Origin of the sequence: Citrobacter sp. Cpo147 (assembly GCF_030332405.1) — a bacterium.
Lineage (GTDB): Bacteria > Pseudomonadota > Gammaproteobacteria > Enterobacterales > Enterobacteriaceae > Citrobacter > Citrobacter portucalensis.
On sequence record NZ_JAOWHX010000030.1, the window covers coordinates 287812 to 299749 of the forward strand.

The window sequence follows — 11938 nt, forward strand, 5'->3', positions numbered from 1 at the left end:
TCCGTGTCGGCATTATTCCTGTTTTCTTTTGGTTGAGCCACAACCCCCACTTCCATCATCACTGACTTATCGGGTAGAGCACTAACAGGCACATCCTTGTGTATCTGTGTGCCATGCTGACTGTGTTCGGTATATGAGGAGGACACGATGATCTCGTTATGCAAAACCTGTGGAACATCCTATGAGGTAGCTGGCGCCCATCCGGAACATTGCGATATCTGCCTGGATGAACGTCAATATGTCCCCACAAGCGGGCAGAAATGGATCGATTTTGGCACCCTGTGTGCATCACATACAAATAAGTGGAAGCAACACGACAGTACTCTCCTCAGCATCCGCACCGTTCCTGATTTTGCAATTGATCAGCGCGCGTTTCTTGTGCGCACCCCAGAAGGAAATATTCTGTGGGACTGCATTGCCACGCTCGACGATGCCACAAAAACGCTAATAACGTCCCTTGGCGGCCTTAAGGCTATCGCGATTTCGCATCCTCATTACTACACCACCATGCAGGACTGGGCTGCGGAATTTAACGCGCCGATTTACCTTCATGCCAGCGACAGAAGGTGGGTAATGCGCGACAGCCCGTGGATTAGATTCTGGGATGGCGACACCATTGAGTTAACCCGTGACGTCAAGGTGATACGTCTCGGCGGACACTTTGCTGGCGGCTGCGTCCTGCACTGGGCGCGTGACGAAGGCGTCGTGCTTTCTGGCGACATCGTTCAAGTTACACCAGGTGCCCATGCAGTCTCATTTATGTGGAGCTACCCCAATATGCTACCGTTGCCAGCCGCAACCGTCAGCGACATCATCCAACGCCTGAGAACAGTGAAATTTAAGCAACTTTACGGCGCATTTGAAGGAAAAAATATTACGCAAAATGCCGATGAAATTGTGCGCCGTTCAGGTGAAAAATATATTTCCTGCCTCAAATAAACCGGCAGTTTATTCACCAACCATGCTCAGGAAGGTAAAAATGGATAGAACTTATAAATCACGCCCATCACAGAAATACTCACTATCACACTGATAATGAAGTAGGTTTTGAAAGGCTGCTTTTGTGTTTTATGGCGAAAGATTTGTTGACCCGCTATCGCGCCGCCCCACCCGCCCACAACGCCAAACACCAGCAATGTGGATTCCGGCACTCTGCGCCAGTCCTTACGTGCCGCCATTTTGTCCACGCCGTATAACAGCAGCGTCAAAACGTTGGCGAGTAGAAACCATATAACAAGAGGATAAGCGGTGAAAATGCAGCCGACCGCTGCGAAAATGAGTAGCGAATAACAACAGCGATTGAGATTCATATTTTCAGTCACAGCACTTTTCAGGAAGTATCGACACGCATTATACGCAAGGTCAGTCATCCCTGCCACGGGTGAGAATATCCCTTTTATTATTATGCCTATATCCCCAAAGATAGCGCAAATTCTCTGGTCTGCGGCGTACCTAACAATTCAAACAAGAGAGCCGTTTTCATTATTCAAAACAAATGGTAATTTATTAAACCCAAATGGAGAAATTGTTCTGGAGTCACAAGGATGAGAAAATACTCATATCCATATTTGTTTTTTGTTACCGTCTCATCTCTCGGCGCAATTTTTCTCTTTTATTGGTGGAAGGTAACGATATACAGAGCGACATTTCTCTACCCGCTCACATCCAAATACCTCATGCTTATTTCTCTGGCAGTGTCATTGTTAATTACCTTATTTCTGGTAGGTAATGGGATAATGAAAAAAAGTCCCTTCCAAACTTATCTAAAATTATTTGGTGGTATCAGCATTGCCATGGTGCTGTTTTCAGTGATCATGGTTATGGCGATAACCTGGTTCATTCCGGGTGTCCCCTCGTCCTATACCACCACATACGTCTATGCTACAGGAAGTTCGAAAAGCTGTTCGGGGGCTGATGTTGACGATCCAGACCTTGGGACTAATATCAGAATTTGCTATCCCGAAGGTAACTACGAATATAACAACACCATCTACGTTGAGAAACGAAGTAACCTTTTAGGTGCGGTCGTGACGTACGCCAGAACAACCCCATCCCGATTTTGATTAACTTACAGCATAGAAAGCAATGCGTGATCCAGCGAAAGGTCATTCTGCGCCCGTAGGGGCCATAAGAATGCAGAAAAGAGATATACAGTGTACTCTGCGTGGACAAGCACGCCGGATGGTGATCGGAGAACCTTTCTGAACCCACGCATCGGCGGATACTGCTGTGCCCACTTTTCCCCTGAGGGACACGTGCACTCGCTAACTTATTGAGCATTCGGTGATTTTTTATGAAGAAACTGTTTGTGCAGTTTTACCTCCTGCTGTTTGTCTGCTTTTTGGTGATGACCCTGTTGGTCGGTCTGGTATACAAATTCACCGCAGAACGCGCAGGCAGACAGTCGCTCGACGATTTGATGAAAAGCTCGTTGTACCTGATGCGCAGTGAACTACGCGAAATCCCGCCACGCGACTGGGGTAAGACGCTGAAGGAGATGGATTTAAACCTCTCATTTGACCTTCGCGTTGAACCGCTGAATAAGTACACACTGGATGCCCCAACCATGCAGCGTTTGCGCGAAGGCGATATTGTTGCACTTGACGATCAATACACCTTTATTCAACGCATTCCTCGCAGCCATTACGTGCTAGCCGTCGGCCCGGTTCCTTATCTCTATTTTCTTCATCAAATGCGCTTGCTGGACATCGCGCTGATGGCGTTTATTGCTATCTCACTGGCCTTCCCGGTACTGATCTGGATGCGCCCGCACTGGCAGGAAATGCTCAGACTCGAATCCGCCGCACAGCGTTTTGGTGAAGGACATCTGAGTGAACGCCTTCATTTTGACAGTGGTTCCAGCTTTGAGCGCCTGGGCGTAGCGTTTAATCAAATGGCCGACAATATCAATGCGCTGATCGCCAGTAAAAAACAGCTCATCGATGGTATTGCCCATGAGCTTCGTACCCCGCTGGTACGTTTACGTTACCGGCTGGAAATGAGTGATAACCTCACCGAGCAGGAATCTCAGGCTCTGAATCGTGATATCGGCCAACTGGAAGCGTTGATCGAAGAGTTACTGACCTACGCCCGCTTGGATCGCCCGCAAAATGAACTGAAACTCAGCGTACCGGACCTACCTGCTTGGTTAACCACCCATCTGAAGGATGTGCAAAGCGTGAATCCTGACCGTGTGGTGCAATTACGTCATCTCGAAACTGGCGACTACGGCGCGTTGGATATGCGCCTGATGGAGCGGGTCCTGGATAATTTGCTGAACAATGCCCTACGCTATTGCCAGTCTACAGTGCAAGCCAGTCTGCTGCTGAGTGGCAATCAAGCCACGCTGGTAGTGGAAGACGACGGTCCCGGTATTGCACCAGACGCACGTGAACAGGTTTTTGAACCGTTTGTACGCCTTGATCCCAGCCGCGATCGGGCGACCGGGGGTTGTGGGCTTGGGTTAGCCATCGTCCACTCAATAGCGTTGGCTATGGGAGGGACGGTCGTCTGTGGTGAAAGTGAACTTGGCGGTGCCCGTTTTACTTTCCGTTGGCCCGTCTGGCATAACATTCCTGAACTTTCACCTGCCTGACCTATTCTGCTCGGTGGTCAGGCGATGGATGTTGTGTTATAAAAAAGTATGTTGTAACTAAAATGGTAAACCTATGGCCCGTTACGATCTCGTTGACCGCCTGAACGGCACCTTTCGCCAGATGGAACAAGAACTGGCGCTTCTGAACGAAAACCTGTTGCAGCAGAAGCTGCTTATTGCCCGCGTATTCTCGTTACCGGAAGTGGTCAAAGAGGCAGAGCATGCCCCTCTGCAAAACATTGATGTTAAGCAGCACTTAGGCAAAGAGGCTGAAGCGCTGGCATTGCGTCATTACCGTCACCTGTTTATTCAGCAGCAGTCCGAAAACCGCAGCAGCAAAGCGGCCGTCCGCCTACCGGGTGTATTGTGCTACCAGGTTGATAATGCAGCGCAATGTGCTCTGGAAGAACAAATCCAGCGTATAAACCAGTTGAAAACCACCTTCGAGCGCATTGTTACAGTAGAATCAGGGCTGGCGCCGACAGCACGTTTCGAATGGGTGCATCGCCACCTGCCGGGGCTGATTACACTGAATGCCTATCGCACGCTCACCGTTGTCAGAGATCCTGCCACCCTCAGGTTCGGCTGGGCTAACAAGCACATTATTAAAAACCTGAAACGCGATGAAGTACTGCAGCAACTGGAAAAAAGCCTGACCTCACCGCGCAGCGTACATCCCTGGACTCGTGAAGAATGGCAGCAGAAGCTTGAACGCGAATATCAGGATATCGCCGCCTTACCGCAGCAGGCCCGCCTGAAGATCAAAAGGCCGGTAAAAGTGCAGCCTATTGCCCGCGTCTGGTACAAAGGAGAGCAAAAACAGGTGCAATATGCCTGCCCGACACCGCTGATTGCTTTGCTTAATAACGACAACGGTATGACCGTACCGGATATCGGCGAGTTACTGAATTACGATGCCGAAAACGTTCAGCATCGCTTTAAACCTCAGGCGCAGCCGTTGAGATTGATTATTCCCCGGCTGCACCTGTACGTTGCGGATTAACTGCCTGGCCGCATGCTGCCAACCATCAGCTCCGGACGTACCCAGCTGTCGAACTCCGCTTCGGTTAGATATCCCAGCGCCAGAGCGGAGGCTTTTAGCGTCAGCCCTTCTTTATGCGCTTTTTTGGCAATTTCAGCCGCTTTATCGTAACCGATATGGGTGTTGAGCGCGGTCACCAGCATCAGCGACTCATTGAGCAGTTGATCTATTCGTTCACGGTTGGGCTCGATTCCCGTCGCACAATGTTCATTGAAGCTTTCCATACCGTCCGCCAGCAGGCGTACCGACTGCAGGAAGTTGTGGATGACCATCGGTCGATAGACGTTGAGCTCAAAGTTACCTGACGCCCCGCCCATATTGATGGCGACATCGTTGCCCATCACCTGGCAGCAAAGCATAGTCAGCGCTTCACACTGGGTAGGATTGACTTTACCCGGCATGATCGAGCTGCCCGGTTCGTTTTCCGGAATTGAAATTTCGCCAATACCACAGCGCGGGCCAGATGCCAGCCAGCGTACATCGTTGGCGATTTTCATCAGCGATGCTGCCAGCCCTTTTAGCGCTCCGTGGGCATGAACCAGCGCATCGCAGGTGGCCAGCGCTTCAAATTTATTCGGAGCGGTAACGAACGGCGCGCAGGTAATGACCCGCAGTTCATCCGCGACCCGGCGGGCGTATTCGGGATGAGTGTTCAGTCCTGTACCTACCGCGGTTCCCCCCAACGCCAGTTCTGCCACATGCGGTAAACTGTTTTCAATGTGTCTGAGGTTATGTTCAAGCATTGCTACCCAGCCGGAAATCTCCTGGCCAAGCGTAAGTGGAGTTGCATCTTGCAGATGTGTACGACCAATTTTAACGATATCGGCGAAAGCGTGGGACTTATCACTGAGCGTTTTGGTCAACACATTTAATTGTGGGATCAAAGATTTACGCAGCGCCAGCAGTGCGGCAACGTGCATTGCCGTCGGGAAGACATCGTTCGAGCTTTGGCTTTTATTGACATCATCGTTGGGGTGTACTTTCCGCTCCATTCCCCGCTCACCGCCCAGCAACTCGCTGGCCCGGTTTGCCAGCACCTCGTTCATGTTCATATTGCTTTGCGTGCCGGACCCAGTTTGCCAGATGGCCAGCGGAAACTCATCGCGGTGTTTATCTGCCAACACTTCATCTGCAGCCTGCATAATAGCCCTGGCTTTATCCTCCGCCAGCAGCCCCAGATCCTGGTTAACCTTTGCCGCAGCGCGTTTCGTCAGCGCCAGCGCATGGATCAACGAGACCGGCATTTTCTCCGTTGAGATACGAAAATGCTCCAGTGAACGTTGGGTTTGCGCGCCCCAAAGCTTATCGGCAGGAACATCAATCGCCCCCATTGAATCATTCTCGCGGCGTACCGTTACCATTACCTGCTCCTTACATTAACAGTTGATTAGGTTATGTTTCGACATTGCCCATTTGCATTGGTCTTATGAGTATTAACGAGGTTAAAGCTGTCGTTTGGTGGTTCGTGCGGTAAAAAAAACCGCCCCGAAGGGCGGCTGACGTTACTTAACGCAGCGTGCGCACTGCGACGTCTGAATTTGCTTGAAGAAATCGTTGCCTTTGTCATCCACCAGGATAAACGCAGGGAAATCTTCCACTTCAATTTTCCAGATGGCTTCCATCCCGAGTTCCGGGTATTCCACGCACTCCAGACTCTTGATACTGCCCTGGGCCAGCACCGCGGCGGGGCCGCCAATACTGCCTAAATAGAAGCCGCCATGCTTATGGCAGGCATCGGTCACCTGCTGGCTGCGGTTGCCTTTCGCCAGCATGATCATGCTTCCACCAGCAGCCTGAAGCTGGTCAACATACGAGTCCATACGCCCGGCCGTGGTTGGCCCCAGCGAACCCGAAGCATAGCCTTCCGGCGTTTTTGCCGGACCTGCGTAATAGATCGGGTGATCTTTAACATACTGCGGCAAACTTTCGCCGTTATCCAGACGTTCTTTCAGTTTCGCATGCGCAATATCACGGCCAACGATAATTGTACCGTTGAGCGACAGTCGCGTGGAAACCGGATACTGGGAAAGCTGAGCCAGGATCTCTTTCATCGGACGATTGAGGTCAACGCGTACCGCTTCGCCCTCTCCCGCCTGGCGCAGCTCTTCCGGTATAAATTTGCCAGGATTATGTTCCAGTTTTTCGATCCAGATACCTTCACGGTTGATCTTGGCTTTGATATTTCGATCGGCTGAGCAAGAAACACCCATACCAACCGGACATGACGCGCCGTGACGCGGCAGGCGGATCACGCGGATATCATGCGCGAAATACTTCCCGCCAAACTGCGCGCCCAGTCCCAAATTCTGCGCCTCAATCAGCAGCTCTTTTTCCAGCTCTACATCGCGGAATGCCTGACCATGTTCGTTACCTTCTGTCGGCAGTTCGTCGTAGTATTTTGCAGAAGCCAGTTTGACCGTTTTCAGCGTGGCTTCCGCTGACGTTCCGCCGATCACAAACGCAATGTGATACGGCGGACAAGCCGCAGTGCCCAACGTACGCATCTTCTCAACCAGGTAATTTTTTAATTTGCCCGGCGTGAGCAGCGCTTTGGTTTCCTGGTACAGATAGGTTTTGTTCGCCGAACCACCGCCTTTGGCAATGCACAGGAATTTGTATTCATCGCCGTCGACGGTATACAAATCGATTTGTGCTGGCAGGTTGGTGCCGGTGTTCACCTCTTTATACATATCCAGCGCGGCGTTTTGTGAATAGCGCAGGTTGTCTTCGATATAGGTGTTATACACACCACGAGCCAGCGCCTCCTCATCGCCCCCTCCGGTCCAGACACGCTGACCTTTTTTACCCACAATAATCGCGGTTCCGGTGTCCTGACAGGTCGGCAAAATGCCTTTTGCCGCGATGTCAGAGTTACGCAGAAATTGCAGAGCCACATACTTGTCGTTTTCGCTGGCTTCCGGGTCGCGCAGAATATCGGCTACCTGCTGTTGATGTGCGGGACGCAGCATAAACGACGCATCATGAAAGGCCTGACGAGCCAACAGGGTTAAGGCTTGCGGTGCAACTTTAACAATCTCCTGCCCTTCAAATTCGGCAACAGAGACATAGTCGCTGGTCAGCAGATAGTATTCGGTATCATCCTTTTTGAGAGGGAAAGGATGCTGATAATGAAAGGGTTTGTTTGACATTGTACTCTCACTTACTGCTCGGTCTGGTTATTCTCTGGGCAGATGTTCCATTGCCCTGCTTCCCTGCCGCAGATCCGGTTGTAGAAGGAAGTGCTTTCTGCAACCGGAATTACTCAGGGTATTAAAAGCGAGTCACCATATCCTACACATTTTTTTAACAAAAACTGAGACAAGTACGACTTTTTACATGTGCAGGTTACTTCCCTCAGGGTTTCTTGGTTTAATAGCCGTAGAAAATTCAACATTGAAACAGGGCTTGATAATGCAAAAACTCATCAACTCAGTGCAGAACTACGCCTGGGGAAGTAAAACGGCGTTAACGGAACTCTATGGCATTGCCAACCCCACTCAGCAACCGATGGCTGAGCTGTGGATGGGTGCGCATCCGAAAAGCAGTTCGCAGGTTCTCGGCGCTGACGGTCAGACGGTTGCTCTGCGCGACGTTATCGAGCACGATAAATCCGCACTGCTGGGCGATACCGTTGCACAACGTTTTGGTGAACTGCCCTTCCTGTTTAAAGTGCTCTGCGCTGCTCAACCGCTTTCGATTCAGGTTCATCCTAACAAGCACAACTCTGAAATTGGATTTGCCAAAGAAAACGCCGCAGGGATCCCGATGGATGCGGCCGAGCGCAACTACAAAGATCCTAATCACAAACCAGAACTGGTATTTGCTTTGACGCCTTTCCTGGCGATGAACGCATTCCGCGAGTTCTCTGAAATTGTTGCATTGTTACAACCCGTTTCCGCCGCACATCCGGCTATTGCGCATTTCCTGGAAGAGCCGAGTGCGGAACGTCTGAGCTATCTTTTCGCCAGCTTGCTGAATATGCAGGATGAGGAGAAATCCCATGCGTTGGCGATCCTGAAATCGGCGCTGAACAGCCAGCAGGGTGAACCCTGGCAAACCATCCGTCTGATCGCTGACGTCTACCCGAACGACAGTGGGCTCTTCTCCCCGCTGCTGCTCAATGTGGTGAAACTCAATCCAGGCGAGGCTATGTTCTTATTTGCCGAAACCCCGCACGCTTACCTGCAAGGAGTGGCACTTGAGGTGATGGCTAACTCGGACAACGTGCTGCGCGCCGGACTGACGCCAAAATATATTGATATTCCGGAACTGGTCGCCAACGTGAAGTTTGTCGCCAAGCCAGCAAACCAGTTACTGACCACGCCGGTTGAATCTGATGGTGAACTGGACTTCCCGATCCCGGTTGACGATTTTGCGTTCTCGCTGCATGAGCTTACTACCAGTGGCGCAGATATCAGCCAGCAAAGTGCGGCCATTTTGTTCTGCATCGAGGGTGAAGCCGTGCTGAGCAAAGGCGAGCAACGTCTGGTTCTGCGACCGGGTGAATCGGCCTTTATTGGCGCGAATGAATCGCCGGTTAACATCAGTGGCGCAGGTCGTTTAGCACGGGTTTATAACAAGCTATAGCAAGATACTGATATTTTTAACAACTCTTGCTAAGCTGTAGTGAGTTAAAGACATGTCACTCCTCCAGGCGTCTTCAAACGCCTGGTTTTATTTTATGGATATCGAAATGAAAAAATCGCTGGTAGCTGCGGGTGTGGTGGTTGCGCTGGGTATCGTCTGGACGGGCGGCGCCTGGTACACAGGTAAGAAACTTGAAACGCATCTCGCCGAGATGGTGACACAGGCAAACGATCAGTTAAAACGTTTCTCCCCTGAGGCGGGCATTGAACTGAGTTATCAAAACTACCAGCGCGGGGTGTTCAATAGCCAACTGCAATTGGTGGTGAAACCAATCGCCGGGCAGGCAGATTCCTGGCTAAAACCGGGGCAAAGTATCGTCCTGAATGAAACCGTCGATCACGGTCCATTCCCGCTGGCACAACTGAAATCACTTAATCTGGTCCCGGCTATGGCCTCCGTGAGAACGATGCTGGTCAATAACGACGTTACCAAACCGCTGTTTGATATTGCCAAAGGTGAGTCGCCATTTGTCATTAACTCCCGTATCGGCTACAGCGGCGATACCCGTTCCGATCTCTCCCTTAAACCACTGAACTATGAGAAAGGCGACGAAAAAGTAGCCTTCAGCGGCGGGGAATTCCAGTTTACAGCAGACAAAGAAGGTAACGCTGTCTCGCTGACAGGCAATGCGCAAAGCGGCGTGGTCAATGCGGTCAACGAGTATGACCAGAAAGTACAGATGACTTTCAATAACCTGAAAACTGAGGGTTCCAGCAGTATTGCCAGCTTTGGTGAGCGCATCGGCGACCAGAAATTGTCACTCGATAAACTGTCGATTTCCGTCGAAGGTAAAGAGTTAGCGGTTCTGGAAGGCATGGGTATTGATGGTAAATCCGATCTGATCAACGAGGGTAAAACTGTCAACAGCCAGCTGGATTACACGCTGAACAGCCTGAAATTACAGGGGCAGGACATGGGTAGCGGTAAACTGACGCTGAAAGTTGGCCAGATTGACGGTGAAGCACTACACCAATTCAGTCAGCAGTATAGCGCCCAAACCAAGGCGCTGATGGCGCAGATTGATGTGGTACAAAATCCTGAGCTTTATCAGCAAAAAGTCACTGAAGCCTTCTTCAATGCACTGCCGATTCTGATGAAAGGCGAGCCGGTTATCACCATTGCCCCGCTGAGCTGGAAAAATGCAAAAGGTGAAACCGCATTTAATTTGTCACTGCTGCTAAAAGATCCGACAGCAAATACTGAGGAACCACAAACGCTGGCTCAGGAAGTGGATCGTTCGGTCAAATCACTGGATGCTAAGCTGACGATTCCGGTTGATATGGCGACTGAGTTCATGACGCAGATTGCCAAAATTGAAGGGTATCAGCAGGAACAAGCGGCCGAACTGGCGAAACAACAGGTGAATGGCCTGGCGGCAATGGGTCAGATGTTCCGTATTACAACGATGCAGGACAACGTCATTGGCTCCAGCCTGCAATACGCAAACGGCCAGGTTACGTTAAACGGACAAAAAATGTCGCTGGATGAGTTTGTTGGCATGTTTGGTATGCCTTCTCTAGGCGAACCGGATGCCCCGGCTATTCCGCAACAGTAAATACGCGTGATAACAGGCCCGATAACCGTGTGTTTATCGGGCCTTTTTTATTTTGCCACCACCAGACGGGCGGAAAGCGTTAAGTTACGCGAGTGACCATCATCGTGCCCAATGCGCTGTAGCATGCGCTCAGCAAGGGTATATCCCATTTCACGCGCGGGCGTGCAGGCCCAAATAATGGGGATATCGTCCAGTGCATTTTCCGCTACATCGGCAAATCCTGCTAACGAGATCTGCTGTTCGAAGTAGCGATCTACGCCAATTTCACCACTCTGACGCCCTGCTCTCATCAGGCCAAACCAGGCACCAGCGGCTATGGTTTCGTTGTAGCATACCACTGCGCTGATCGTTGGGTTACGACGTAACAGCGCAGTCACCTCTTCTGCGGCCTGCTTTTGGCTGGATGAACACTCCAGCACCCAGTCGCTATGAAACGGTAAACCATACTTTAGCAACGTCGTACAATAGCCGCCGACACGCTCCGCGCGAGTCAATGAAGAACTCTGCCCCCCCAACCACGCGATGCGCTGATGCCCATGGCGTATCAGATGTTCAACCAGCAATTGCGCTGCCTGCATGTTGTCAGGCCTGACGGTGTCAACGTCATCCAGGTAGCTGGCCCGAGACGCAAACACCACCGGAATCCCCTTATCGGCGGCAAGTTGTTGCAGGTCGTCGCTACTGCCGGCAGCTCCGGCGATCACCACACCATCAACCCCTTGATTAAGCAGCATAGCGAAACGCTGCGCCAGCTGTTCGCCATCTTTGCCGCCATGTAATAAAAATACCATGCGCCCCTGTGCTTCTAATGCTTCCGTCAGACCCGCCGTCAACTCGGCGTAAAACGGGGTGGAAAGGTCGCGCACGATCAAACCAATTACCCCGCTCTGCCCACCACGCAGCGCTGATGCCTGGCGATTACGCACAAACCCCAGTTGCTCAATAGCGGCATTCACCCGTTCGCCGGTCGCGGATGAAATACGGCCTTTTCCACTAAGCACCAATGAGACGGTACTAACCGAAACGCCCGCGGCCAGCGCAACATCATGGATAGTTATTTTTTTGGCTATAGCCATAAAAACGGAAAACTCCCTGATAA

At 51.2% G+C, this 11938-nt stretch carries 10 protein-coding genes; 6 read left to right on the top strand and 4 right to left on the bottom strand.

Annotation, left to right across the window (positions count from 1 at the left end):
- The first annotated feature begins 147 nt into the window (after positions 1–147).
- Positions 148–939: an MBL fold metallo-hydrolase gene (locus OGY06_RS03975; protein WP_200920446.1), complete on the top strand. Its 792-nt coding sequence runs from the start codon at positions 148–150 to the stop codon at positions 937–939.
- Positions 940–965: 26 nt separating this feature from the next.
- Here OGY06_RS03975 and OGY06_RS03980 read toward each other — a convergent pair whose 3' ends face one another.
- On the bottom strand, positions 966–1310 hold the full coding sequence (locus OGY06_RS03980) for a DUF1294 domain-containing protein (RefSeq protein ID WP_032934568.1): 345 nt from the start codon (positions 1308–1310) through the stop codon (positions 966–968).
- A 234-nt stretch (positions 1311–1544) separates the two neighbouring features.
- Here OGY06_RS03980 and OGY06_RS23200 point away from each other — a divergent pair, with 234 nt between their 5' ends.
- From OGY06_RS23200 to tus, 3 genes are all read left to right on the top strand, one after another.
- A complete protein-coding gene (locus OGY06_RS23200; protein ID WP_286634788.1) occupies positions 1545–2063 on the top strand; it encodes a hypothetical protein in 519 nt (172 codons plus the stop codon).
- Between the two features lie 230 nt (positions 2064–2293).
- A complete protein-coding gene (gene rstB / locus OGY06_RS03985; protein WP_286604771.1) occupies positions 2294–3595 on the top strand; it encodes a two-component system sensor histidine kinase RstB in 1302 nt (433 codons plus the stop codon).
- Between the two features lie 73 nt (positions 3596–3668).
- Positions 3669–4598, top strand: coding sequence for a DNA replication terminus site-binding protein (tus, locus tag OGY06_RS03990; protein ID WP_286604773.1), 930 nt, complete (start codon positions 3669–3671; stop codon positions 4596–4598).
- Here the strand turns inward: tus and fumC are convergent.
- Together fumC and fumB are read right to left on the bottom strand one after the other, a co-directional pair.
- Positions 4595–5998 (bottom strand): class II fumarate hydratase, encoded by a 1404-nt coding sequence (gene fumC / locus OGY06_RS03995; RefSeq protein WP_003832824.1) that lies wholly within the window; start codon positions 5996–5998, stop codon positions 4595–4597. The two genes, tus and fumC, sit on opposite strands and share 4 nt — an antisense overlap.
- Positions 5999–6139: 141 nt before the next feature.
- Complete coding sequence (fumB, locus tag OGY06_RS04000; protein ID WP_003832822.1) at positions 6140–7786, bottom strand: class I fumarate hydratase; 1647 nt, start codon at positions 7784–7786, stop codon at positions 6140–6142.
- 262 nt (positions 7787–8048) lie between these two features.
- On the opposite strand from fumB, the gene manA reads away from it, so the two are divergent.
- Positions 8049–9224, top strand: a complete 1176-nt coding sequence (gene manA, locus OGY06_RS04005; protein WP_149335357.1) for a mannose-6-phosphate isomerase — start codon at positions 8049–8051, stop codon at positions 9222–9224.
- Positions 9225–9330: 106 nt separating this feature from the next.
- Complete coding sequence (locus OGY06_RS04010; protein WP_267387297.1) at positions 9331–10839, top strand: YdgA family protein; 1509 nt, start codon at positions 9331–9333, stop codon at positions 10837–10839.
- Positions 10840–10886: 47 nt separating this feature from the next.
- Here the strand turns inward: OGY06_RS04010 and OGY06_RS04015 are convergent, their stop codons facing one another.
- Positions 10887–11915 carry a Mal regulon transcriptional regulator MalI gene (locus OGY06_RS04015; RefSeq protein WP_079937822.1) on the bottom strand — a complete coding sequence of 343 codons (1029 nt, stop codon included), beginning with the start codon at positions 11913–11915 and terminating at the stop codon, positions 10887–10889.
- Positions 11916–11938 lie beyond the last annotated feature (23 nt).